Here is a 23,809-nt window from a genome sequence, read left to right as displayed (position 1 = left end):
CGCTTCGATCACCCATGACCGGAAGGACGTTCCCGTGACCGCACAGCAGCCGTCCGCCGTAGCACGCCATTACCGACAAGGCGGCCTGCTCCGGAAGATCGACGAAGCGCTCGACCGCCTCTACCCGGGGCATACGACGCTCACCACCGACGACCTTCATGGCGTGGACGAGTTCCACATCGGCGGCCATGCGGCGACGCGAGAGCTGGCCGAACACCTGGAGCTGAGAGCGGGGCTGCGTGTCCTTGACGTGGGAAGCGGCCTGGGCGGTCCTGCCCGCCATCTGGCCCAGCACACAGACGCCGACGTCACCGGCGTGGACCTGACCGAGGAGTACGTCGACGTCGCGCGCCGACTCACCGATCGCGTGGGCCTCTCCGACCGGGCCCGCTTCCAGCAGGGGGACGTGACCGCACTGCCCTTTCCTCGGGCGAGCTTCGACCGGGCCTGGATGCTGCACGTGGGCATGAACATCGAGGACAAGGGCCGCCTGTTCACCGAGATCGGCCGCGTCCTGACCGACAACGGCCTCTTCATCGTGTACGACGTCATGCTTCTCGGCGACCCCACCCTCGTCCGCTACCCACTGCCGTGGGCCTCGCAGCCCGAACACAGCTTCCTGGCCCGCCCCCAGGAATACCGCTCACTGCTGCGCAAGGCCGGGTTCGACATCGTCGCCGAGCACGATCACCGCTCTCGAGCCATCCAGTCGCTTCGTGACGCGGGCGATGCGCACCGCCGGATCAGCACGCCGCACAACCCTCCGGGCGGGGACACGCCTCCTGCCCCGATCAACGTGGCGATGGGCATCGACGCATCGACCAAGATCGCAAAGTTGCTCCAGAACATCGAGGAGGGTCTCCTTGCTCCGACCGAGCTGATCTGCCGTCTCCGCTGATCTCACGAAGACCGCACCTGGATCGGTGTCTACCGCACCATCGTCCGCGGTCGCCTCACGCCGGTCACACCGACCCACCGACCCACCGAGAAGTAGCGGTTCAACGTCACGTCGTACTGGCCCGCCGGACTGATCAGGAAGGGCTGCCCCTCGGGCACGCCCAGGTCGTCCAGTCGCAGATCGAGACCGGCGGACAGGGCGTGAACCCCCGTATGAACGGGGTCTCTTCGCGCGGCCAGGTGAGGTCCCGGTGGGTGAAGTGCACCCGCCAACCCGTGACTGACACGACGGTGGACGACAGTCCGTGGACTTTCGACCGGCCGAAAAACCGGGTCAGGCGCCGCGGCCCGCGGCGCGGGGCCGACTTCACCGTCCACGTCGCAACTGGAGTACGGACGGGTTCCTGCGCGAACACTACGGCCGTGATCAAGCGAAGTCGGTAGGCATGATGTCGCGCCCCTCATCGTCCCCGATCCGGCGGTGCGCACCGAATCTTGAGACACGCTTTACGCGATGCGCGCAACTGCACCCCACCTTGTCGTTGTCTGACAGGGAGTCGGGCTCGTCAGGGCCGAAGAGCGAGAGAGCGGGGCAGATCGTGGGACGGCGCAAGGGCGGCATAGGGATCGCATTCGTCACGGGTGTGATGCTGGTGGGCGCGAGTGCCTGCGGCGGGGGCGGCAGTAACAAGGCGAGCGGGGACGACGCGAAGGCGTCGGGAAAGCCTAGTGCGAGCGCCTCTCCGTCACCGACGAAGCCCGCGGGCCCGCCGATGCTGCTGGAGACGATCACCCCGCAGACGGGCACCACGGTCGGCGTGGCCATGCCGATCTCGGTGATCTTCACGAACCCGGTGGCGGCAAAGGCACGGGCCACGGTCGAGAAGCACATGAAGGTGAGCGCCTCCCAACCGGTGGCCGGTGCCTGGCACTGGATGGGCGACAAGCGCGCCGACTGGCGCCCCAAGACGTACTGGCCCTCCGGCACGAAGGTAAAGATCGACGCTGACGTAAACGGCGTCAGCAACGGCAACGGGCGCTATGGGGTGCGCAACTACACCCACACCTTCAACATCGGCGACGACGTGCGCGCGGACGTCTCGGTGACCGGCCACACCATGAAGGTGACCCGGAACGGCAAGGCGGTGCGCACCCTGTCGATCAACGCGGGCAGCGCCCAGTATCCGACGTGGAACGGCACGATGGCCGTCATCGACAAGGAGGAGAAGGTCCACATGACCTCCTGCAGCGTCGGCATCAGCTGCACGAAGGGCAGCCCCAACTACTACGACCTGACGCTGCCCTGGGACGTGCACCTGACCCAGTCCGGCACGTACGTGCACTACTCGACCGGCGACCCCAACCCGGGCAGCGGCAGCGCCCGCGGCTCGCACGGCTGCGTCCATCTGTCCATGTCGGACGCCAAGTGGTTCTACGGCCAGGTCAAGCAGGGCGACCCCGTCACCATCACCGGCTCGCCCCGTGCCAAGGCGCCGGCCGACAACGGCTACGCCGACTTCAACCTGGGATGGGACCAGTGGCTCGCGGGCAGCGCGTCCGGGGAGGGGACGACCGCGACGCTGTGACGCGCCGCGGTGGCGGCGCCGGTCAGCAGTCGATGGTGTCGACCGCGAGACCCACCCTCACACTCGCCCTTGGGCTGGCCGGAAACGGCCGGCCCTCCGGCACGCCCCACTCGTCCGACCGCTGGTCGCGGTCAGCGCACAGGGCGCTGAACTCCCGCACGAGCGCCGTCGCCTTGCGTGGCCGCGCCAGTTCCCGGCGAGTCGCGTGCACTCGCCATCCCGTGATCGACATGGCGCCGGACAGTATCCGCGGACAGTTCAACAGCGCATAGCCCAGGCGGGAGGCGGCGGGCGCAGCTCTCCGCCGACCAGGGGTGGGTGGCGCCGCGCGATCAGCTCCGCGAAACCGGTCGCACCCGGCCCCTCCCCCGGCCAGCGACTGACCCGACGATGACCGCGCCGGACCCGTGATCCGGCCTTTCGCACCCTCCGGACCGCGCCGTGTCGGCCGGGAGTTGCCCCGTCGTGCTCTGCGCGATCCGCACCTCGTGTCGGGCACCCTCGCGCGCCAACGCGAAACGGCGCAACTCGTCGCCGAGGCGGCCGGACTCAAGCAGCCGCTCGGCCAGGATCCGCGCTGGTACGCGTACGGCCACGTCGCTCTGCCGGAGCGTGACGCACCACCGCCCCAGGAACGGGGGCGCGGTCGTCGTCACCTCAGGTCCGGCGGCAGTCTCGCCACGCTCCGCGGCACCCCGCTGTCCACGTCACCGGCGACCGTCGCATCTGCTCACCTATCGCTGAGGCCGACCGTCCTCCCGGCCGCGGCCCGCCCGTCAGGTCGTTCCCGGTCCCCCCGGGCCACTACGCCCTGGCCCGCTCGGTCGGCTCGGTCGCCGCCTTCGACGCCACCGGGGATGCGGTGAACAGCGCGTGGACGGCTGTGCGGACCTGGTCGGCCACCACCTCGGGCGTGGAGGCGTCGAGCTTGCCGTCCAGGTGCAGGAAGGCCAAGCCGTGGACCAGGGCCCACACCGTGGTCGACAGCGCTTCCGGATCGGCGTCGGGAAAGGTGCCCCGGACGATGCCGCGGACGTACTCCGACAGGGCGGCGGTCGCCTCCACCCGCTCCTCGTTGCCCGGATCGCAGGGCTCCGCGAACATCACCCGGAACATCGCCGGGTGATCGAGCGCGAATCGGACGTAGGCAACGGCGACCGCGGTGAGATCGTCAGGCGTCGCGGGCGCGGGATGCGCCGCGGTCAGGTATCCGGCGAGTTCGCGGTAGCCCTCGGCGGCAACGGAGGAGACGAGCGCGTCGCGGTCCGCGTAGTGGCGGTACGGGGCGGTCGCCGACACACCGGCCCGCCGTGCGACCGCCCGCAGGGACAGTCCGGCGCTGCCGTCCTCCTCCAGCAGCTCCCGCGCAGCACGCAGGCAGGCCGCGCGCAGATCGCCGTGGTGGTACGAGTCATTCGCTTGTGGCACGGAACACCCTCCCTTATGTTTACACCGCGCACATTGCCCGCTTAATGTGAACGGTGCACACATTGTAATCGATGGAGAGGAGAATCCGGATGGCCAGCGAGCTTTTCTCACCGCTGTCCCTGCGCTCTGGGCAGGTATTGGGCAACCGGATCGCGAAGGCGGCCATGGAGGAGAACATGGCCGGCGACGGCCAGCTGCCCGATGGACAGCTGCTGTCGCTGTACCGGCGCTGGGCCACCGGCGGCACCGGACTCCTGATCACCGGCAACGTCATGGTCCACGCCGAGGCACTGACCGGTCCCGCCGGAGTCGTACTCGACGATGCCGCGCCGCTGGAGCCGTTCGCCGAGTGGGCCAAGGCCGGCAAGTCCGGCGGCGGAGCGATGTGGATGCAGATCAATCACCCCGGCCGCCAGATCCAGGCAGACATGCCCGGCGTCGTGTGGGGCCCGTCCGCGGTGGGGGTCGACCTGGGAAAGCACAGCAGCCGTTTCGGTCGCCCTGTCGCCATGACCCCCGAGCAGATCGAGGCCACGGTGACGCGGTACGCGGTCACGGCCCATCGCGCCGAGAAGGCGGGGTTTGACGGTGTGGAGGTTCACGCCGCGCATGGTTACCTGCTTTCACAGTTCCTGTCCCCGCTGGTCAACCAACGCACCGACGAGTGGGGCGGGTCCCTGGAAAACCGGGCTCGGATGCTGTTGGACGTCGTCCGGGCCGTGCGGGCCGCCGTCTCGCCGTCCTTCGCGGTCGCGGTGAAGCTCAACTCCGCGGATTTCCAGCGGGGCGGATTCGACGCCGACGATGCTCGGCAGGTGATCGCGATGCTCGAACCGCTCGGCGTCGACCTGGTGGAACTGTCCGGCGGCAGTTACGAGAGCCCCGCGATGTCCGGCCGCCCCGCCGATGCGCGCACCCAGGCCCGTGAGGCGTACTTCCTGGACCTGGCGAAGGACCTGGTCAAGACCAGTCCTCTCCCGCTGATGCTCACCGGCGGCATCACCCGGCGCGATACCGCCGAACTGGTCCTCGCCAGTGGCGTGGCACTCGTCGGGATGGGCACCGCCCTCGCCGTCACCCCGGACCTGCCCGACCGCTGGCGCCACGGCCGCGAGGCGGACCGGCAACTGCGGCCGGTGACCTGGTCCGACAAAGCCCTCGCTTCCGCCGCGAGCATGGCGCAGGTCCGTCACCAGCTGCGCCGCATCGCCCGCGGAAGCCGTCCCAAGCCCAACACCCGCCCCGCGTACGCCCTTCTCACCGAGCAGCGTCAGCAGCGACGGGCACTGCGCCGCTACCGCGCGTGGTTGTCGGCGTCCTAGAACAGACTGTTGGCGGAGCGAGCCGACACCGTCCGCTCCACACCGCGCTCATCGCGTCGTGCCGGGCTCGGACGTGCTCCTGGCTCTCCATCGCCAGCCGGCCCCGGAGCTGGCCGCCCGGCGGCGAAGGCTGGGGGAACAGACGCGCCGCCCTCCGGTCCCACCAGCATGCCCCGTGGAGGGCGGTCCCCTCACCCCCCACGGAGGTGCTCGCCGGCCGACGTCGACGCAGCGACAGCTAGGCGTCTTGGACCGGCTGGTAGGTGAGGAAGGCGAGGCCGTCGCCGACGGTCCGGGCGTGAACGAGGCGCATGGGCTTCTTGTCGCTGGTCTCGCCGAAGAGACGCTCGCCGGCCCCGAGCACGACCGGGAACACGGTGAGCCGCAGTTCGTCGACGAGGTCGTGCTCCATCAGCGTGTGCACGAGCCGGCTGCTTGCGTATACGACGAGGTCGCCATCCAGCTCCTGCTTCAGCTTCGAGACCTCGTCCACCACGTCGCCCTTGAGCACCCTGCCCTTGGATGCCGGCGAGTCGCTCCACTTGGGCTCTTGGAGGGTGGCGGACACGACGTACTTGGGCAGGCTGTTCAACCTGTCCGCCCACTCGCCGGTACGGGACAGCCACCGCGTGGCGAACCACTCGTCGGTCCGCCGACCGAGGAGCAGGGCCTCGGCGCCCAGGGCCTCGGCGAGCAAGAGCTTCGCCCACGCCTCGCGGTCGTTGTCTCCCATCTGGAGGTACCAGCCACCCAGCCTGAAGCCCTCCTCACCGGTCGGATCCTGGACGACACCGTCGAGCGAGACGTTCTCGCTGATGATGATCTTTCCCATGGTGCTTCTCCCTGTGCTGTGTGGTCACTTACCACTGAGGTAGACACCGAGAAATCGAGAAAGGGGCGCCCGCCAACCGCCCCCTTCGCCCCTCCGCCGGTGTCCATACAAGAAGGGCGACAAGATGCGGGAAGAGGTGACCCGAGAATGGGCGAAGCGGCAGCCGACTTGATCTCCAGGGCGCGGGCCGGGGACGGCGAGGCGTTCCGGCAGCTGACCGAGCAGTACCGCCGGGAGCTGCACGTGCACTGCTACCGGATGCTCGGATCGTTCCAGGACGCCGAGGACGTCCTGCAGGACACGCTGCTGGCCGCCTGGCAAGGCTTCGGGGGGTTCGAGGGACGCGCCTCGCTGCGTACCTGGCTGTACCGGATCGCCACCAACCGGTGCCTCAACGCGCGCCGGTCGGCCGGCCGACGCCAGGCCAAGGAGTGGGACGTGCCCCATGTGGAACCGCCCGAGCCCACCCGGCTCGGTGAGGTCGTCTGGCTCGAGCCCATTCCCAACGCCCTGCTTGAGGGTGTCATCGACGCACCGCTCGACCCGGAGGCCCGCTACGAGCAGACCGAATCCATCTCCCTGGCCTTCATGACCGCCCTCCAGCTCCTGCCGCCTCGCCAGCTCGCCGTGCTCGTCCTGCGCGACGTCCTCGGGTTCCACGCCGCCGAGGTGGCCGACATGCTGGACGCGAGCGTCGAGTCGGTCAAAAGCGCCCTCAAACGGGCGCGCGCCAGCCTGCACCACCGACGTCCCACGACCGACGATCGAGAACCGCCGCCCGCCTCCGACTCACCCTCCGAGGACGCGATCGTGGCGAAATTCGTCCGCGCATGGGAGTCCGCCGACCTGGACGCACTGGTGGCCCTTCTCACCGATGACGTCTTCATGTCGATGCCACCGATGCCCTTCGAATACCAGGGCCGAGACGTCGTGGCCCGCTTCTGCGCCAGCATTTTCCGCGCAGATCGCAGGTTCGACCTCATCCCGACGCGAGCCAACGGTCAGCCGGCGTTCGGCGCCTACCTGCGCGCCCCCAACGGCATCAGCCACGGGACCGGCCTCTACGTCCTCACCCTCACCGGCGACCGGATCTGCGCCATGACCCGCTTCGAAAACAGCGTGCTGCCGTCATTCGGGCTACCCCGATCGCTCCCTCATCTCCCGAAGCTGGGATAAATCTTGCTGACGGGGCGGGTGACGCACCGCACACTGTCCGCACCTCCCGGCAACTCGCCTGAGGACTTGGCGCGTTGTTCTCTCCGATGTGTCGAGGTGGGTTCGAGTCGAGAACGGCAGGGGCGCTGACACGGGGGCTGGACACGTCGTTCGCGTATCTGCCGAACGCGAGCGCCCAGCCCCCGCCTCGGTCGTGGTTAGGGCGTCACGACCTTGCCGCCGAAGGTCACGGCGAGGTGCCCGTCCGAAGCGAAGGACCAGCCCAGGGTTCCCCTGTAGGAGGAGCAGCGGGAGCCGTTCGTGCCGGTCCAGAACTGGTTCGAGCTGTCGGCGTCTCCGATGGTCTTGTCGTTCGAGCCGCTGACGCTGAAGCGGCACGAGGTGTTGGTCCGGAAGACCGAAGTGCCCGCGTCGAAGGAGAAATTGCGTTGGGCGTTGTCGACGCTCGCGTTGTTCGAGATCGTCATCTTGCCCGGGTTGCTGTTGTACGTGAATCCGTGGTGACCGTTGCCGTAGGCGATGTCGTGCTGGACCACGTGGTTGACCGCGATGTCGTCGCCGCCGAGCTTGTAGCCGTTGCGGTCGCCGTTGGAGTTCACGGTGCCGTCGCTCAGCGTCCCGTTCTTGTAGGACAGGGAGTACTCGATGGTCACCGGGCCGATCGCGCCGGTGTCGGTCTTCGTGTACAGGTCCCAGCCGTCGTCGATGTTGTTGTGGGAGACGTCGTAACGGAAGACGTCCCGGTTGTACGCGGTCACCGTCCGCTCGATGACGTTGTTGCTGCCGCCGACGTAGATGCCGTTGTCGCCGGCGCGTTGGACGGTGATGCCGTACAGACGCCAGTAGTTGGCGTACAGCTGGAGTCCGCGATTCGACGAACTCTCGCTCTGCGCCGAGAAGTTCAGCACCGGGGTCTCGCCCGGGTAGGCGGACAGGGTGGTGCGGGCGCTCGAGGTGCCGTTGTTGCCCGCCGGGATCGTGATCGTCGACGAGTAGGCGTACGTCCCGCCGCGCAGGTAGATGGTGCCGCCGGACGCGATGCGGCTGATCGCCGTGGTGAGCGTCGTCGGGGCGGACTGCGTGCCGGCCGCGCTGTCGGTGCCGCTCGGCGACACGTACTGGGTGGTACTCGCGGCCTGGGCCGGGGTGCCGGAGAGCGCGACAAGCGCGCCGGCCAGCAGGCTTACACACGCGATGACGGGTCTCACTTGCATCGTTCTGCCTCCAGGTTCGTCCGTGACCAGGGGTGCCGTGCAAGAGAAAGCGCTTTCTCACGTTCTCGAAGGGGAACGTAAGCGCGTGCTATGAACGCGTCAATAGATGGGTACGTGATTCTTATTCATACTTGCGAACAACCGTCGGGGCGTCCGAACGGGTTGGCCGGGCGCGCAGGGTCCGGGTGAAGCCCAGGCCTGAACGAACGAGAGCGGCTCCACGACCAGGCCCGCCGGTGCGCGGCGGCAGATCAGCAGCACACCATCAGCGTGCGCCTGCGATCGCCGCGAGGCGGCGACGGAGGCGCCGCAAGGGGCGGAACCCGGAAGGTCGCGGGGTCAGCGTGCGGGGAGGGCGCCCATGCTGATGCGGGTTCAGCAGACGGTGGAGGCGATCGGGACCGGCGTGCCCGGCTTTCTCCGCGAGCGTCCGGCCGTTCTTCCGCCCCGGCTGAGGAGGCGGTCCCCGTAAATGAGCGAGCACCGACTGACGCGGTCTCTCCCGGCTGAACCGATGCACGAACCGCTCGCGCACCGCACTCAGTTCGCCCGTCCGAAGGGTGGCGCCAACAACGGACCCACCCAGTGGCCACGGCAAGCACCGTTGCAGCACCAGCCCGTTGCCAAAAGCTGCCCTGGAAGTGGTGGTGAGGCCGCGGCCTCCAGGGGCACAGCAGTCCGGCTCGGGAGCGGAAGAGTCTGCGCGCGGAGGCGTGCGGTCAGCGGTCGGTCGACCCGAGGAGCCCTGCCACCAGCCGACGCGCGTACGCGGTGTCAAGCCCGTCCGGGCGGAAGAGGATCCGATACATCATGGGGGCGACTACGTGGTCGAGGACTGTCTCGACGTCGGGTGTGTTCTCCGAAGTACTTGAGGGCGAGGACACGGTAGAGCGGATCCGGGCGGGCGGTGTCCTGGTCCGGCAGGGCGGCTAGCCCGTCGCACACGCCGGTCATCCGATCCGGGCCGGCCCAGGGGATGCGTCCCGCCTGGATCGCTTCCTGCCAGCTGCGCGGACTACGGCCCTGTCCCGTGCCGGGGAACTCCGTCTCCCCCGCCTCGACCAGCCCCTGCCGGGCCGCCCAGTCCAGCACCCGGGCGCAATGGTCGGGCACGCGCAGCGCGTACTGACGACGCGCCTCTGCCGTCACGCGCGCGATATCGCTGTCCGGGACGAAATACGCGTCGTCCTTGTCGACCGTGGTGATCAGCGTCCCCCCGGGCCGCAGCACCCTGGCCGCCTCGGCCAGCACCGGGACCGGGTCCAGCAGGAGATGCAGCAGCCAGACGATCACGACGGCGTCCACACTGCCCGACGCCACGGGAAGACCGGACGCGTCGCCCTGTACGACGCCGCCCGGCACACGGCGCGCCGCGAGCCTCAACATCCCCTGGGAACAGTCGACTCCCAGCACCGTACGGTCCGGCCGCAGCAGACGCCTGGTGACGATGCCCGTGCCACAGGCGATGTCCAGGACCGTGCACCTTCCCCGCGGCAGCAGCCGGTCCAGCGCCTCCACCGTCGCCTGCGCCCTCGGTTCGCCACCCCGGGAGGCGTCGTAGTCCAGGGCCTCGCCGTCGTAGTCAATCAACGTTGTCCGTCCCGTACGAGAGGTACGCCGTGCCCGCGGGGAAGTCGCCGTTGTCGAAGGCGAGGTCGAGTTCGATGACCTCGTCATCGCCCTGGCAGGCCAGGAAACGCTCGGCGTGTTGGGCCTCGAGGAGCGAAGCGCACCGCGCGAGCCGCCGACGTGTCCTCCCACCGCTGCGACGATTCATTCGGCGCGATCCAACCACACGGCTGACCGGCGGGTGCGATGGGCTGCTTCTCTCGGTTGGCCTGCCGTACCGCTGATCCGGCGTCACGACCGGATCGGCACCCACAGCTCAATCTGGTCGTGGCGGCGGTAGAACTCGACCAGTGGCCGGGTGTCATCGGCCGGCAGCGTTGCCTGCAGCTCGGCGACGCCATCGGCGATTCGCCCATAGATCTGGGGAGGGTCGCCGACAAGACGGCCGCGCAGGTACCAGCCTCCTGCCAAGGTGCCCAGTTGCAGGCCCAGGCGGTCCGGGCTGTCGTGCTCCTTGACCGGTGTGCACACCGTGTAAGTGTTCTGGCGTTCGTCGATCTGCGCGTACATCTTGCGTCCGCGCAGCCCGACCAGTTGCTCGAACGACGGCCAAAGCCGCTGAATATGGGTCAGCTCATCGACGGTGGCCTGCTGCATGACGGTGATGTCCTGCCGCTGAATGCGATCGGGCGGCGCCGGAAAAACCGATGATGTCATGGCACGAATACAAGCACTCGGCACCGACAGTCGGCCCAACGCCGTCCACGGCAACACGAGTGCCGCCTGGCACGCTGGGCTGGCCATTCCTCTACGGCGGCAGCGTTGTGCTGAGTTCCTGCATGGCCTTCGGTGTCGGCGGCGAAGCAGCGGAACGGAACGTGCGAGTGTCGAAGGGGCCGGCGTCCGTCTGTTGGTGAAGGGCAGCTGTCCGGCGACGACCAGCGCAATCACGGGGGTCGTGGTCACGCCGGTGCGGGCCCCTGCCGGGTAGACGATGGCCGAATACCCGGCCCGGCCGCGGCCCGCCGGGAACGAGCAGCCACCGCTTCGGGCGCGGGCAGAGACTGTCGTCGTGGCCGCCGGCGAAGCCCTCCTCTCACCGACCGCCGCCGCGGACGGCCGGCCATCGATCGCGATCGGCGTACGTATGTGCCGTATCCGGTGGAGGGGCGGGCCGTCCGACCGGGACGGGGGTCGGCGGAGGCGGAGTTGGTCGTCCGCCGAGGGACACCGGGGCCGCCGGGTGTGGTGTTCTCCTGCGGGCGGCGGCCCGGGCGTTGTTGCGCGTGGGTCAGTGGTGGGTGAAGTGGGGCGGGCGCTTGTCGATGAAGGCGCTCATGCCCTCCTTCTGGTCGGCGGTGGCGAACACCGCGTGGAAGAGTCGGCGTTCGAAGCGGACGCCCTCGGCGAGGGTTGTCTCGAAGGCGCGGGCGACCGCCTCCTTCGCCATCATGGCGACCGGCAGCGACATGCCCGCCACGGTCTCGGCGACCGCCAGTGCCTCGCCGAGCAGTTCGTCGGCGGGCACCACGCGCGAGACCAGGCCGGCCCGTTCGGCTTCGGCCGCGTCCATGGTGCGGCCGGTCAGGCACAGTTCCATGGCCTTGGCCTTGCCGACCGCGCGCGTGAGCCGCTGGGAGCCGCCGATGCCGGGGATGACGCCGAGTTTGATCTCCGGCTGGCCGAAGACGGCGGTGTCGGCCGCGAGGAGGATGTCGCAGAGCATGGCGAGTTCGCAGCCGCCGCCGAGCGCGTACCCGGCGACCGCCGCCACGGTCGGCGTGCGCAGCTGTCCGAGCCGGTCCCAGGCGGTGAACCAGTCGCTGAGGTACATGTCCAGGTAGCTCTGCGGCCGCATTTCCTTGATGTCGGCTCCGGCCGCGAACGCCTTCGCCGATCCGGTGAGCACGATGCAGCCCACATCCGGGTCGCGGTCGAGGGCTTCGGTGGCCGCGACGACCTCGTTCATGACCTGGAGGTTGAGGGCGTTGAGGGCGTGGAGCCGGTTGAGGGTGAGCAAGGCGGTCCGGCCCTTGCGTTCGACGAGGATGGTGTCGTACGCGTCTGTCGCGGCCGGTGTCGTATCGGTGGTCATGCCTGTTCTCCGCTCTGGTCCCTGATCGTCCGGACGATGCCCGAGAAGTCCTCGGCGGTGCCTGCTCCCTGGGCGTATGCGGCGTACAACTCGGCCGCGCGCAGACCGAGTTCGGCCCTGACGCCACCGGCCCTGGCCGCGTCGGCCGCCAGGCCCAGGTCCTTGGCCATGAGCGGGGCGGCGAAGCCGGGGCGGTAGTCACGGTTCGCGGGGCTGGTCGGCACCGGCCCCGGCACCGGGCAGTTGACGCTGAGTGCCCAGCACTGGCCGGACGCCACGGAGGCCACGTCATACAGCGCCTGGTGGGACAGGCCCAGGCTCTCGCCGAGTACGAAGGCCTCGCTGACGGCGATCATCGAAATGCCGAGGATCATGTTGTTGCAGATCTTCGCGGCCTGTCCGGCGCCCGCGCCGCCGCAGTGGACCACCTTCCTGCCCATGGCGGCGAGCAGGGGTTCGGCCTCGGCGTACTCGTCCTCGCCGCCGCCGGCCATGAAGGTGAGGGTGGCCGCCTCGGCGCCGACGACTCCGCCGGAGACCGGCGCGTCCAGGGCCCGCATCCCGGCCGAGACCGCCCTGTCGTGGGCGGTGCGGGCGTCGGCGACATCGATGGTCGAGCAGTCGGCGAAGAGGGTTCCGGGCCGGGCGGCCCCGACGATGTCCTGGTACAGCTCCAGCACATGCTGTCCGGCAGGCAGCATGGTGATCACCACATCCGTGCCAGCCACCGCCTCCGTCGCGGATGCCGCGGGCTCGACACCCGCGTCGGCCGCTGCCTTCAGGGATGCGGGTGACAGGTCGTAGCCGCGTACCCGGTGGCCGGCCTTGACCAGGTTGGCGGCCATGGGACGGCCCATGTGTCCCAGCCCGATGAACGCGACGGTCCTGCTCACCAGGGCACCTCCTGCGTGGTGTCGGATGCGGCGAGGCCGAGTTCCCGCTCGCCGAGGGGCGTGAAGAAGCGCTCGACGTCCGCATCCGTGACCTCGGCGAGCGTCGGCGGTGTCCAGCGCGGGCTGCGGTCCTTGTCGATGACCTGGGCGCGGATGCCCTCCACCAGGTCGGGTGCGGTGAGGCCCGCGCAGGAGACTCGGTACTCCTGGTCCAGCACGTTCTCCAGCGGACCGAGCCGCCGGGCTCTGCGGAGTGCCTCGAGGGTGACCTTGAGGGAGGTGGGGGATCTGGTGAGCAGGGTCTCGGCGGTCTCCTTGGCCGCGCTACCGCCGTGTTCGAGGAGGCGGTCGATGATCTCCTCGACGGTGTCGGCGGCGTAGCAGGCGTCGATCCAGGGCCGTGCTGCCGCGAGTTCACCGGACGGTTCCTGTCGTGCGTACTCGCCCAGGACCTGTCGTACCGGCGCGTGGGCGAGGGCGGCGAGCAGCCCTGGCAGGGAGTCCGACGGTACGTAGAGGTCGGCGAGCCCGCACAGCAGAGCGTCACCCGCGCCCGCCGGGGATCCGGTCAGCGCCAGGTGCGTGCCGAGTTCCCCGGGCGCGAGGGCGAGCAGATAGGTGCCCCCGACGTCCGGTACGAAGCCGATGCCGGTCTCCGGCATGGCGATCTTCGAGCGTTCCGTGACAATCCGGACGCTGCCGTGGGCTGAGACGCCGACGCCACCGCCCATGACGATGCCGTCCATCACGGCGACGTACGGCTTCGGGTAGTGGGCGATGCGGGCGTTGAGCCGGTACTCGTCCCGCCAGAAGGCCGCCGACGCCGTCCCGTCCCCGTTCCGGGCGTCGTCGTGGATGGCACGGATGTCGCCGCCCGCACACAGGCCCCGCTCCCCCGCGCCGGTGAGGACGACGGTCTCCACGGCCGGGTCGTGCTCCCAGGCCGTCAGCGCGACGTCGATACGGCGGACCATCGCGTGCGTGAGGGCGTTGAGCACCTTGGGCCGGTTGAGGGTCAGATATGCGGCACGCCCCTCGGTACGCAGCAGCAGGGAGTCGTCGGTACCGGCCGGCGGCACGGTGTCGTCTGTGTCGGTCATCGGAATGCCTCCGTCAGGCCACGGGCCACAATGACGCGCATGATCTCGTTGGTTCCTTCCAGGATCTGGTGGACCCGCAGGTCGCGGACGATCTTCTCAATGCCGTACTCGCTCAGGTAGCCGTAGCCGCCGTGCAGTTGCAGAGCCCGGTCGGCGACGGAGTATCCGGTGTCGGTGGCGAACCGCTTGGCCATCGCGCACAGGTGCGGCGCCTGTGGATCGCCGCGGTCCAGTGCCTGGGCGGCCTGGTGGACCAGCGCGCGGGCGGCGGCCAGCTCGGTCGCCATGTCCGCCAGCCGGAACTGGAGCGCCTGCGCGTCGAGAAGGCGCCCGCCGAACGCCTGCCGTTCGGCGAGGTGGGCCAGGCTGCGGTCGAGGGCGTTGCGGGCGCCGCCGAGGGAGCAGGCGGCGATGCCGAGGCGTCCGCCGTTGAGGCCGTTCATGGCGATGCGGAAGCCCTCACCCTCGTGGCCGAGCAGCCGGTCGGCGGACAGTCGGACGCCGTCCAGGATCACCTGGCGGGTGGGCTGGGCGTTCCAGCCCATCTTCCGCTCGTTGGGGCCGAAGGAGAGGCCGGGGTCGTCCTTGTCGACGAGGAACGCGGAGATGCCGTGCGGGCCGTCGGCGCCGGTGCGCGCCAGGACGACGTACACCTGGGAGGCTCCCGCGCCGGAGATGAACTGCTTGACCCCGGTCAGGACGTAGTGGCCGCCGTCGCGGACGGCACGGGTGCGCAGAGCGGCGGCGTCCGATCCGGCGCCCGGTTCGGTCAGGCAGTAACTCGCCAGGTCCTCCATGGCGCAGAGCCGGGGCAGCCATCGCTCCCGCTGAGCCGGCTCGCCGTACTGGTCGATCATCCAGGCGACCATGTTGTGGATGGAGAGATAGCCCGCGATGGACGGACAGCCCGAGGCCAGGGTCTCGAAGACAAGGACGCCGTCGGCACGGGTGAGGCCCGAGCCGCCCACCTCCTCACGGACGTACACACCGCCGAGGCCCAGCCCGGCGGCCTTGCGCAGGACGTCTAGCGGGAAGTGTTCGTGCCGGTCCCAGTCCAGGGCGTGCGGCGCTAGGTGGTCCTGGGCGAAGTCCAGAGTCGTCTCGACGAGGGCCTGTTGGTCCTCGGTGAGCAGGGTGGTGGTCATCGCGCTCAGCCCATCGTCGGGATGGTGAAGCTCGCGCCTTCCCGAAGGCCTGAGGGCCAGCGCGAGGTGACGGTCTTGGTACGGGTGTAGAAGCGGATCGCGTCCGGACCGTGCTGGTTGAGGTCGCCGAAGCCGGAACGCTTCCAGCCGCCGAAGGTGTGGTGGGCGACCGGGACGGGGATCGGCACGTTCACGCCGACCATGCCGGTGTTCACCCGGCGGGTGAAGTCGCGGGCGGTGTCGCCGTCCCGGGTGAAGATCGCGACACCGTTTCCGTAGACGTGCTCGCTGGGAAGCCGCAGGGCCTCCTCGTAGTCCGCGGCGCGAACCACGGACAGGACCGGCCCGAAGATCTCCTCCCGGTGGATGCGCATCGCGGGGGTGACCCGGTCGAACAAGGAGGCACCGGCGAAGAAGCCGTTCTCGTGCCCGGGCAGGACGAAGTCCCGTCCGTCGACGACGAGTTCCGCGCCCTCCTCGACACCGAGGTCGACGTAACGGCGGACCCGGTCGACGGCGTCCCGCCCGACCAGGGGGCCGAAGTCCGCCTCGGGGTCGTCACTGCGGCCGATCCGGAGCGAGCCGATGCGCTCCTTCAGACGGGCGACCAGGGCGTCGGCAGTGTCCTCGCCGACCGGGACGGCGACGGAGATCGCCATACAGCGCTCCCCCGCCGAGCCGTACCCGGCTCCGATCAGGGCGTCCACGGCCTGATCGAGGTCGGCGTCCGGCATCACGATCATGTGGTTCTTGGCGCCGCCGAAGCACTGGGCACGCTTGCCGTGGGCCGCGGCTGTGGCGTAGACGTACGCGGCGATCGGGGTGGAGCCGACGAAGCCGAGCGCGCCGACGCGGGGGTCTTCGAGGAGGGTGTCGACGGTCTCCTTGCCGCCGTGGACGACGTTCAGGACGCCCGGCGGCAGGCCCGCCTCGAGGAAGAGTTCGGCGAGCCGCAGTGGTACGGACGGGTCGCGCTCGGAGGGCTTGAGGATGAACGCGTTGCCGCAGGCCAACGCGGGAGCCGCCTTCCACAGGGGGATCATCGCGGGGAAGTTGAACGGGGTGATGCCGGCCACCACACCGATCGGGACGCGCAAGGAGTGGACGTCGATGCCGGTGCCGGCGTTGTCGCTGAACTCCCCCTTCAGCAGATGCGGGATCCCGGCGGCGAACTCCACCACCTCCAGGCCGCGTTGGATGTCGCCGTGCGCGTCGGCGATCGTCTTGCCGTGCTCGGAGGAGAGCAGTCGGGCGAGCGCGTCCCGCTCGCCCTCGACGAGTTGGAGGAGGCGGAGGAGGACTCGGGCACGGCGTTGCGGATTCCACTCGCCCCACTCACGCTGCGCCGCCGCGGCGTCGGTGATCGCCGCCTCGGTCTCGACGCGGTCGGCGAGCGGGACGCGGGCCTGCACCTCGCCCGTGTTGGGGTCGTGGACGTCGCCGTAGGACCCTGATGTTCCCGGGATGTGCTTTCCGCCGATGAAATGGCTCAACTCACGTACGGTGGCGCGGTCGTGTTCACGGACCATGGGTGCCTGCTCTCGTCAGGTGGGATCCGGGGATGGCGCGCCGACCACCGGCACACACAGGCAGGGCCTTGTGCGTGCGGGGGCCGCGCGAGACGGCATAGGTCAGAGAAAGGCCGTTCAGACCGCGAGGATCGTGTGAGCGCGTGCCCGATCCGCCGGACGCTCGGGACTCGGCGTCCGTACCGCGGGACGCGTGACGATCCGTACCTGTCCGGGAGGACGCGTTACGGTCCACACCTGCCTGGCGGGACGCGTGACGATCCGTACCCGTCCGGCGGGACGCGTGACGGGCCGTACCTGCCAGGCGGGACGCGCGGCAGTCGATGCCCGTCGGTCCGGACCACCAGGGTCGTGGGTGCACATTGATGCCATGCGTGTCTGCTCCATCCTCGTGGACAACACGGAACAAAACCGCGGCCGGTATCCTGACTCCCGGATCAGCGCGCGCCGTCCGCCTTCCCGACATCTCGCTCGTCAGTGGCGTCCTGCTCGACGACGTACTCCCCGGTCACAGTGGCGGGACCGTGCCGGTTTCACACCGGCTTCCCTGCACCGCGGGTATTCCTCAGGAGCATATAGTTGGACGTCCTAGTAAATCCACCCCGCCACGCCCGCGATTGAGTCGGCCGCGCTCAGCTGGTCACCGCGCGGCCCGGTTGGCCAGAACCATGACGACCGCGACGCGCGGGTGATCCGGATGGCGGCCGCGGTGTGGGGCGTCATGGGCGGTCCGCGCCGTGGTCACCCTGAGCGAGGGCCGAGGCTGAGAACAGCGCGAGCCATGATTCCTGTCCTTCGAGCGGTGGCAGTTGCGCGGTGCCCGTCGGGGAGGGCGGTCCGCCCGGTTCGCCCACCAGGTGCGCGAAGCCGCTCATGGCCTCGACCGGCGTGGCGTATCCGGGTCTGTCGCTGTGGAGACCGTCGGCGCCGTGACCGGAGACACGGAGGGTCCATCAGCCGCCACGGAAGGCGGACTGAGAGGCTGTGGCTCCCAGCAGGTAGCAAACCGGTCGTGGCTTGGGCCCGGGTCACCGGCACATGATGAGTACACGGAGATCCGACGACTGGGCGGACCGAGGTCGGTTACGGCCCCTTGACCGGGCTCGTACAGCCCGCGGCGCCTGTCAGGACACGCCCTGCCGCGTTCCGCAGGACACGCGGCAGGGCGCGCCAGGCAATCGGGGTCGACCACGTCGCCGCCTGGGCCGTTCGCCAGGCTCTCGCCCCGATCCCGAGGGGATACGGCGGCGGCATGCCGACGGGTACGCCATCGCCAACACCCTGCCGATCCAGTGTCCGCACCGCGCACAGCCCGGAGGCATCCGATGAACCACAAGCACCCGGCAACGGATCCGCTCATCGTGACCGTGCTTGTCTTTCCGGGCGTGCGACTGCTCGATGTGACCGGCCCCATCGAGGTGTTCACGACGGCGAACGAGTTCGGCGGGCGTTATCGGGTGCAGATCGCGTCCGAGGACGGGGCGGAGGTCATCACCTCCGCCGGGATCCGCCTCAGCGCCGACCTGTCCGCCGCCGACGTACAAGAACCGTGCGACGTATTGGTGATCCCGGGCGGCCCGGAATGGGAGACGCTGATCAAGGACGACACTCTGCTGGATACGGTCCGGCAACTGAACGAGAAGAGCCGCTGCACGGCATCGGTGTGCACCGGAGCATTTCTGCTGGCCGCAGCCGGACTTCTCAACGGCCGGCGCGCCGCGACGCACTGGCGGCATTCACGGCAACTGGCCTCTCGTTTCCCGTCCGTGCGGGTCCAGCCGGACGCCATCTTCGTACGGGACGGGCAGATGATGACTTCGGCAGGTGTCAGCGCCGGAATCGACCTGTCCCTGGCCCTTGTCGAAGATCACTACGGTGCGGAGGTCGCCCGGTCGGTCGCCAAGGACATGGTCGTCTTCATGCAACGGCCGGGCGGCCAGTCCCAGTTCAGCGTTCGCTCCCGAGCGCCGCACACGCGCCAGGAGATGCTCCGCCGGGTCCTGGACACCGTCGCCGAGAACCCCGGGGCCAACCACACACTCACGGCCATGGCCCGCAGAGCAGGCGTCAGCGTCCGGCACGTGACCCGGCTCTTCGACGAAGAGGTGGGAACCACTCCGGGCCGCTACGTCGAGCAGGTCCGACTGGAGGCCGCCCAGGCGCTGCTGGAGACGGGTGACGACTCCCTGCCGGTAGTGGCACGGCGCACCGGGTTCGGCTCACCCGAGTCGCTCCGCAGAGCGTTTGTACGACACCTGGGCGTGACACCCGGCGCATTCCGGACCAGCTTCCGCACGACCGGCGTGGGCACGAAGGATCCGGCACCCGCAGCGGTGTCCCCGTAGCCAAGCCACAACGAGACACAACCGGTCGACGACGGCGAACTGCCGGCTCCCTGAAGCCGGATCATCCGACGTAGCCCACCGAACCGGCAACAGGCGTCCCGTCCGGCATCGCCGAGTTTCCCCTCTCGCCGCCGACGTCTGCTTCAGCGTCCGGCTCAGGCGACGTCGGCACCCCGAGCCTCCGTCGCCTCAGTGCCGCCGGCTCAGTGCCGCAAGCGATGGAGTGGATCAACAGGCCCAGGTGACGAGAATGCCGGACCCGTCGAGCCGGGCCGTCGAATATTCCCGTGCCATGCCGGTCGATGAAAGTGCAGACTCGCTTCATGGCGGACATCAGCGCATTCCGGGACGCGGTCAGCCGCTGGGCGGCCGGCGGTCCCGGCGAACCGGCGAGTGACCTGGTGGTGCAACTGGGGCTGCGGACGGCGGTGCTGCTGGAAGGACCGAGTGACCTCGCGGCCATCGAGGCGCTGGCCGCACGACGAGGCCGGGACCTGGCCGCCGAAGGGGTGGGCGTCGTATCGATGGGCGGGGCGATGAGTGTCGGCCACTACGCCGGTCTTCTCGGGCCACCCGGTCTTGGCCTGCACCTGAGGGGACTGTGCGACGAGGGCGAGCAGCGCTTCTACGACCGCGGCCTGAAGCGAGCCCGGGCACCGCACCGGGGCTTCTTCGTGTGCGTGGCGGACCTGGAGGACGAACTCATCCGCGCGCTGGGCACGGCGCGCGTCGAGGAGATCATCCAGGCCGAGGGCGACCTGCGGGCCTGGCAGACCTTCCTGCACCAGCCCGCACACCACGGTCGGCCCCGGCAGCAGCAGTTGCGGCGCTTCCTCGGCACGAAGAAGGGTCGCAAGATCCGCTACGGGCATCTCCTGGTCGAGCACCTCGACCCCGGACAGGTACCGGCTCCGCTCGACGACCTCTTCACGAGTCTGTGACCGACGCGCGAAAGCGCGGCTACGGCGACGACTTCGGGCGCTCTGTCCCACTGTCCGTCCGAGGTGGCCAACTGGCGCTGCCAACGACCATATGAGAATTCCGTCTCGGCAGGTTGCCCAACGGGGCCTTGGTTCTGGTGCGGAGAGAGTCGGGCGGGTGTCATGCGGGCAGTGACGGGCGGGTGTCAGAGGGTGTGGGGATCGTTCCCGGGGCCTGCCTGCGTGCGGAGTGACTCCCGCTGCCGCCAGGTCCCGGGCGGCTCGCCGTGGTGGCGCCGGAAGGCCGCCGCGAAGGCATAGGGCGAGCTGTAGCCGACAGTGCGGGCGATATGTGTCATGCCGAGTTCGCCGGTGCGGAGGTGGTCGCGGGCGAGAGCCGTCCGCCAGTCGGTCAGGTACTGCATGGGAGTCTGGCCGAGGGCGTCGCGGAAGGTCCGTGCGAAGGCCGCGCGGGACAGACCGCTGATCGCGGCGAGTTCGGGGACCGACCAGGGATGGCCAGCGTTCTCGTGCATGGCCTGCAGCGCGGCGTTCAGCCGGGGATCCGCGGAGGCCGGGTACCAACGGGTGCGGTCGAGCTCCGGCGGAAGTCGTTGCGGATGGCGAGCGCCAGAAGAACGTCGAGGAGCCGGTCCAGCACGGTGGGCTGGCCGGGCTCGGAGGCGGTCAGCTCGTACGACAGCAGCGCGATCACCTCTCGCATCGGGTCGACTATCGCCGCCGACAGGGTCAGCACCTGCGGCAGTGCCTCCAGCAGCCCGCTGCCGATGTCGCCCGAAAACCGGTAGTCGCCACAGAGGAAGACCGTCGCCCGCGGGTCCTCGGAACTCCCGTCGTAGGCGTGCCGGGCCCGGAAGTCCTCCGGTTCGAGGCACTCGGCGCCCGGCTCGTGCGCGATGTGGTGATCGGGGCCACCGCGGACGAGCGTCACCTCCCCCGGCACGAGTTCCACCGCGCTGCCGGGGTCGTCCAGCCACAGCCATCCCCTCCCCCGGACAACGGTGTGCACGGCCAGCTGGATCGAGCCGGCCAGCCGCAGCCCCCACGGCGGCTCGGCCACCGTCCGGGCGAAGACGGCGCCGGAGGCGCGTGCCCGCGCAAGGCAATCGTGCAGTACGTCCACGCACTCAGGTATCAGCGAGACGACCACGTGACTCCTCCCCGTCCTGAAGGACGGGGCTTCTCGTTACGCCGGGTTGGCGTTGCGACGGACCAGCCCGGCCCGTAGAACGTTGGCGGCTGCCGCTGTGTCGGCGTGCGCGTGGTGGCCGCAGGCGACGCAGTGGCACTTGTCCTGTGTGGGCCGGTTCTCCTTCACCATGTGCCCGCATGCGGGGCAGGTGCGGGAGGTGTTGCGGGGGTCCACGGCGATCACTTCCCGTCCGGCGCTTTCAGCCTTGGCGTGCAGGATCGTCAGGAACACCCCCCCATCCGGCATCTCTGATCGACGCGTTGAGCCCGGCCTTGACGGCGGCCCCGTTGGGCAGGAACGCGCCCGGCCGGCCGGGGTCGGGCTTCGGCGCGGGGGCCTTGCTCATGTTGCGGATCCTGAGGTCCTCGTGCGCGATGACGTCATGTGCGCGGACCAGGCCCAGCGCGGTCTTGTGTGCGTGGTCGAGCCGCCGGCGGCGCACGTTGCCGTGGAGCCGGGCGACCTTCTCCACCGCGCGCCGGTGATTGGCGGTGCGGTCCTTCGCCTTGCGGCGCGGGAACCGGGACAGTGCCCGCTGCGCTGCCTGGAGCTGCCCGGCGGCCGCGGCGCGGGTTGGGCACGAACCCGCCGCCTGAGTCGGCGAGGAAGTTCGCGATGCCCAGGTCGATGCCGACCACGGAGCCGGTCGCGGGCAGCGGCTCGGGCTGGTCCTGCTCGGTGGTGAGCACGACGAACCACTCACGACCCTCGCGCTTGACCGACACGGTCTTGACCCGGCCGGCCACGGCGCGGTGCTGGTTGACCTTGACGTGGCCGACGCCCTGGAAGCGGACGCGGGTAACAGGGTCGTGCGGGGTGGAGTCCCACCGGCAGCCGTCCCCGTCCTTCGCGAACTCCACCGTGTCGAACCAGGTCACCCCACGGAATCGCGTCTCACCGGACTTGACCCGGCGGAAGAACGCGGCGAACGCCGGTCTGCATCCCGTATCTGACGCTCGTCTTCGAGACATGCCGGTAGGCGTCACGGCGTTCCTGCAACGCCCCGTTGTAGAGGGAGCAGTGATCCCACAGCGTCGCGCCGAGTGCCTGAGCCTGCCGGACGGTGGGCCGCATGAGGAACTTGTACGCACGGATCACCCCAACGCCCGCCCCCTCCGGTCGAGTTCACCCCATCCCAATACCCTTGGCTTATGTCACCACGCTGGGAACCAGACCCCCAGCTGCTGGCCAACTCGCTGGCCACCGTCTTCGGGCTCGGCGTCCTGATCACCCTGCTCGGCCCGGTCTCCGGCGCGCACTTCAACCCCGCCGTAATAAGACTGGTGCGCACTACCGCGACCGCGGTCTGGGCCAGGACGGCGAGAGCGCCGATGCATCCGGTCGCCCAGTCCGGCGAACGACGCTGTGACAGCGGGTGCGGCGACCAGGAAGGGCCCAAGGTGGACGTCGGCCGGAGCGAGAATGTCGACCACCGTGACAATCGCGATCAACGCGATCGGTACCGCCAGCAGGACATGACGTGGCTCCCCTGACAAACAGCGACCGTTGCCGAGTCGTCGAGAAGCCATATGTCCTGGATACACCGCATCGCGCCCCGGCGCCCGCGCCGACAGGCGGCACTCCTACCGCGTCTGCCGCACCCCACGGCCGAGAGCACCGATCACCAGGTTTATCTGTCCGCCGGGCAGCTACCACTTGTTTCCGGTTTGTCGAGGTGGACGCGGTAGCCGGTCTCGGCCAGGACGTGCCCACGGCCGACCGGATCAGAGCGTTCCTTCCGTCCCAAGCCCTCCAGCCGTTTCCTGATCTTTCCCGAAGTATCTGCGTCCGGCCCGGCCAGACAGTACGGATGCCACAGCTACTGCGCGGACAAGGTCTGCAGGCGGCGCCGCAGCGCAGTGGTGTGCACGGGACGCGGCCGACAAGCGCCGCGTACGTGCGCTGCCAGTTTGCCTTGAGCCTGATCAGGTCAGGGGGGAAGGGGGGCGTGCGCCACAGCCGTACGTAGGCCATGGGTTCGATTCATTTCCCAAGTCGACGCGCCGACCTTTGTGACGTTCAGCGATACATGGCCATGCTCGGTGATAGCTGGCCAATGCAGTCCAGCCCGCTGCGCAGACCGCCGGTCGCAACCTGGCGAGATGGTCTGCGGTCAACGACCTCGGGTGGCTCCACGCCGCTTTTGTGCGGGCCGGGGTGGGGGCGGGGAGAAGGTGTCTTCCTCCTCGTCCAGCGGCGGCAAGTCGACGGTGTAGCGCGGCTGGAGAAAGAGATCGTTGTGCTGCGGCACAGGTCGCGAGCCTGCCGTGTCCTGTGCGGGCTGGGCAGGATCGAGATGAGGGGAGACAGAAGTCATGTACAACCATCCAGGGTCGAGGGCCGCGCGGATCCAAGGCGGAGCTGTCGACCGGTGATGATCAGTATTCGTCTGCTCCGCGTGCGCCTGCCCTTAGATCCTATTGGCGGGGGCGCGGGGTCAGCCCGCAGTGCGAGGAGCGATGCAGTGGGATCGGGTAGTCCGCGCCGACTTGGACGCCCAGTCGGCAGGCGATGAGCCCGCTACCGGCCAGTACTCCAGCCGTAG

At 69.4% G+C, this 23,809-nt stretch carries 19 protein-coding genes, 4 pseudogenes and 1 riboswitch; of the genes and pseudogenes, 7 read left to right on the top strand and 16 right to left on the bottom strand.

All coding sequences use genetic code 11. From position 1 onward, the window contains the following. The first annotated feature begins 34 nt into the window (after positions 1–34). The gene (locus FNV62_RS50800) at positions 35–898 is read left to right on the top strand and encodes an SAM-dependent methyltransferase (protein WP_164331898.1); all 864 of its coding nucleotides are present in this window, start codon (positions 35–37) and stop codon (positions 896–898) included. Between the two features lie 646 nt (positions 899–1,544). After that, complete coding sequence (locus tag FNV62_RS50795; protein ID WP_097288609.1) at positions 1,545–2,483, top strand: L,D-transpeptidase; 939 nt, start codon at positions 1,545–1,547, stop codon at positions 2,481–2,483. An 804-nt stretch (positions 2,484–3,287) separates the two neighbouring features. On the opposite strand, the gene FNV62_RS50790 is transcribed toward FNV62_RS50795, so the two are convergent. Further along, a complete protein-coding gene (locus FNV62_RS50790) occupies positions 3,288–3,911 on the bottom strand; it encodes a TetR/AcrR family transcriptional regulator (RefSeq protein ID WP_225900700.1) in 624 nt (207 codons plus the stop codon). Between the two features lie 89 nt (positions 3,912–4,000). Here FNV62_RS50790 and FNV62_RS50785 point away from each other — a divergent pair, with 89 nt between their 5' ends. After that, entirely contained in the window at positions 4,001–5,233 is a 1,233-nt protein-coding gene (locus FNV62_RS50785; RefSeq protein ID WP_143630154.1) for an NADH:flavin oxidoreductase/NADH oxidase family protein, read from the top strand. A 238-nt stretch (positions 5,234–5,471) separates the two neighbouring features. Here the strand turns inward: FNV62_RS50785 and FNV62_RS50780 are convergent, their stop codons facing one another. Next, on the bottom strand, positions 5,472–6,065 hold the full coding sequence (locus FNV62_RS50780; protein WP_143630152.1) for a dihydrofolate reductase family protein: 594 nt from the start codon (positions 6,063–6,065) through the stop codon (positions 5,472–5,474). 147 nt (positions 6,066–6,212) lie between these two features. Here FNV62_RS50780 and FNV62_RS50775 point away from each other — a divergent pair, with 147 nt between their 5' ends. Further along, positions 6,213–7,241, top strand: a complete 1,029-nt coding sequence (locus tag FNV62_RS50775; protein ID WP_054237314.1) for a sigma-70 family RNA polymerase sigma factor — start codon at positions 6,213–6,215, stop codon at positions 7,239–7,241. A gap of 197 nt (positions 7,242–7,438) precedes the next feature. Here FNV62_RS50775 and FNV62_RS50770 read toward each other — a convergent pair whose 3' ends face one another. The 11 genes and pseudogenes from FNV62_RS50770 to FNV62_RS58275 all read right to left on the bottom strand — a co-directional run. Beyond that, entirely contained in the window at positions 7,439–8,455 is a 1,017-nt protein-coding gene (locus FNV62_RS50770) for a right-handed parallel beta-helix repeat-containing protein (protein WP_144316264.1), read from the bottom strand. 373 nt (positions 8,456–8,828) lie between these two features. Further along, positions 8,829–9,041: pseudogene (locus FNV62_RS56515) on the bottom strand (IS701 family transposase); the annotation flags it as partial. Positions 9,042–9,229: 188 nt separating this feature from the next. Further along, complete coding sequence (locus tag FNV62_RS50765; RefSeq protein ID WP_143630148.1) at positions 9,230–10,045, bottom strand: class I SAM-dependent methyltransferase; 816 nt, start codon at positions 10,043–10,045, stop codon at positions 9,230–9,232. Continuing rightward, the gene (locus FNV62_RS50760; RefSeq protein ID WP_143630147.1) at positions 10,038–10,232 is read right to left on the bottom strand and encodes a hypothetical protein; all 195 of its coding nucleotides are present in this window, start codon (positions 10,230–10,232) and stop codon (positions 10,038–10,040) included. The genes FNV62_RS50765 and FNV62_RS50760 overlap by 8 nt, the downstream gene beginning before the upstream one ends. Positions 10,233–10,315: 83 nt before the next feature. Continuing rightward, a complete protein-coding gene (locus tag FNV62_RS50755) occupies positions 10,316–10,741 on the bottom strand; it encodes a hypothetical protein (RefSeq protein ID WP_143604680.1) in 426 nt (141 codons plus the stop codon). Between the two features lie 574 nt (positions 10,742–11,315). Next, positions 11,316–12,119 (bottom strand): enoyl-CoA hydratase, encoded by an 804-nt coding sequence (locus FNV62_RS50750; RefSeq protein ID WP_143630146.1) that lies wholly within the window; start codon positions 12,117–12,119, stop codon positions 11,316–11,318. Further along, positions 12,116–13,012 (bottom strand): 3-hydroxyisobutyrate dehydrogenase, encoded by an 897-nt coding sequence (gene mmsB, locus FNV62_RS50745; RefSeq protein WP_263986810.1) that lies wholly within the window; start codon positions 13,010–13,012, stop codon positions 12,116–12,118. The genes FNV62_RS50750 and mmsB overlap by 4 nt, the downstream gene beginning before the upstream one ends. Then, entirely contained in the window at positions 13,009–14,112 is a 1,104-nt protein-coding gene (locus FNV62_RS50740; RefSeq protein ID WP_143630144.1) for an enoyl-CoA hydratase/isomerase family protein, read from the bottom strand. The genes mmsB and FNV62_RS50740 overlap by 4 nt, the downstream gene beginning before the upstream one ends. Then, entirely contained in the window at positions 14,109–15,257 is a 1,149-nt protein-coding gene (locus tag FNV62_RS50735; protein ID WP_143610735.1) for an acyl-CoA dehydrogenase family protein, read from the bottom strand. Before FNV62_RS50735 ends, FNV62_RS50740 begins: the two co-directional genes overlap by 4 nt. 5 nt (positions 15,258–15,262) lie before the next feature. Next, positions 15,263–16,786 carry a CoA-acylating methylmalonate-semialdehyde dehydrogenase gene (locus FNV62_RS50730; RefSeq protein ID WP_143610734.1) on the bottom strand — a complete coding sequence of 508 codons (1,524 nt, stop codon included), beginning with the start codon at positions 16,784–16,786 and terminating at the stop codon, positions 15,263–15,265. 397 nt (positions 16,787–17,183) lie between these two features. Further along, positions 17,184–17,358: riboswitch (cobalamin riboswitch) on the bottom strand. A gap of 147 nt (positions 17,359–17,505) precedes the next feature. After that, positions 17,506–17,718: pseudogene (locus FNV62_RS58275) on the bottom strand (CoA transferase); the annotation flags it as partial. 393 nt (positions 17,719–18,111) lie between these two features. Here FNV62_RS58275 and FNV62_RS50720 point away from each other — a divergent pair. Next, on the top strand, positions 18,112–19,131 hold the full coding sequence (locus tag FNV62_RS50720; protein WP_082417875.1) for a GlxA family transcriptional regulator: 1,020 nt from the start codon (positions 18,112–18,114) through the stop codon (positions 19,129–19,131). 323 nt (positions 19,132–19,454) lie between these two features. After that, a complete protein-coding gene (locus tag FNV62_RS50715; RefSeq protein ID WP_143630143.1) occupies positions 19,455–20,072 on the top strand; it encodes a TOPRIM nucleotidyl transferase/hydrolase domain-containing protein in 618 nt (205 codons plus the stop codon). Positions 20,073–20,257: 185 nt separating this feature from the next. Here FNV62_RS50715 and FNV62_RS54905 read toward each other — a convergent pair whose 3' ends face one another. The 3 genes and pseudogenes from FNV62_RS54905 to FNV62_RS50705 form a co-directional block, all read right to left on the bottom strand. Then, a complete protein-coding gene (locus tag FNV62_RS54905) occupies positions 20,258–20,587 on the bottom strand; it encodes a helix-turn-helix transcriptional regulator (RefSeq protein WP_205522488.1) in 330 nt (109 codons plus the stop codon). 17 nt (positions 20,588–20,604) lie between these two features. Further along, complete coding sequence (locus FNV62_RS54900; RefSeq protein WP_205522487.1) at positions 20,605–21,222, bottom strand: cupin domain-containing protein; 618 nt, start codon at positions 21,220–21,222, stop codon at positions 20,605–20,607. 36 nt (positions 21,223–21,258) lie between these two features. Next, positions 21,259–22,362: pseudogene (locus tag FNV62_RS50705) on the bottom strand (RNA-guided endonuclease InsQ/TnpB family protein). Positions 22,363–22,442: 80 nt separating this feature from the next. On the opposite strand from FNV62_RS50705, the pseudogene FNV62_RS57330 reads away from it, so the two are divergent. Further along, positions 22,443–22,538: pseudogene (locus FNV62_RS57330) on the top strand (aquaporin family protein); the annotation flags it as partial. Positions 22,539–23,809: the final 1,271 nt, after the last annotated feature.

The sequence above is a fragment of the Streptomyces sp. RLB3-17 genome (assembly GCF_007113425.2).
GTDB classification, from domain to species: domain Bacteria; phylum Actinomycetota; class Actinomycetes; order Streptomycetales; family Streptomycetaceae; genus Streptomyces; species Streptomyces mirabilis_D.
This window is presented reverse-complemented; position numbering and strand designations above follow the sequence as displayed.

Coding starts and splice junctions, on each gene's coding strand:
- FNV62_RS50795 (WP_097288609.1), top strand. CDS start 1,545: ATGCTGGTGGGCGCGAGTGCCTGCGGCGGGGGCGGCAGTAACAAGGCG.
- FNV62_RS50785 (WP_143630154.1), top strand. CDS start 4,001: ATGGCCAGCGAGCTTTTCTCACCGCTGTCCCTGCGCTCTGGGCAGGTA.
- FNV62_RS50780 (WP_143630152.1), bottom strand. CDS start 6,065: ATGGGAAAGATCATCATCAGCGAGAACGTCTCGCTCGACGGTGTCGTC.
- FNV62_RS50775 (WP_054237314.1), top strand. CDS start 6,213: ATGGGCGAAGCGGCAGCCGACTTGATCTCCAGGGCGCGGGCCGGGGAC.
- FNV62_RS50770 (WP_144316264.1), bottom strand. CDS start 8,455: ATGCAAGTGAGACCCGTCATCGCGTGTGTAAGCCTGCTGGCCGGCGCG.
- FNV62_RS50760 (WP_143630147.1), bottom strand. CDS start 10,232: ATGAATCGTCGCAGCGGTGGGAGGACACGTCGGCGGCTCGCGCGGTGC.
- FNV62_RS50755 (WP_143604680.1), bottom strand. CDS start 10,741: ATGACATCATCGGTTTTTCCGGCGCCGCCCGATCGCATTCAGCGGCAG.
- FNV62_RS50750 (WP_143630146.1), bottom strand. CDS start 12,119: ATGACCACCGATACGACACCGGCCGCGACAGACGCGTACGACACCATC.
- FNV62_RS50740 (WP_143630144.1), bottom strand. CDS start 14,112: ATGACCGACACAGACGACACCGTGCCGCCGGCCGGTACCGACGACTCC.
- FNV62_RS50735 (WP_143610735.1), bottom strand. CDS start 15,257: ATGACCACCACCCTGCTCACCGAGGACCAACAGGCCCTCGTCGAGACG.
- FNV62_RS50730 (WP_143610734.1), bottom strand. CDS start 16,786: ATGGTCCGTGAACACGACCGCGCCACCGTACGTGAGTTGAGCCATTTC.
- FNV62_RS50720 (WP_082417875.1), top strand. CDS start 18,112: ATGAACCACAAGCACCCGGCAACGGATCCGCTCATCGTGACCGTGCTT.
- FNV62_RS50715 (WP_143630143.1), top strand. CDS start 19,455: ATGGCGGACATCAGCGCATTCCGGGACGCGGTCAGCCGCTGGGCGGCC.
- FNV62_RS54905 (WP_205522488.1), bottom strand. CDS start 20,587: ATGCACGAGAACGCTGGCCATCCCTGGTCGGTCCCCGAACTCGCCGCG.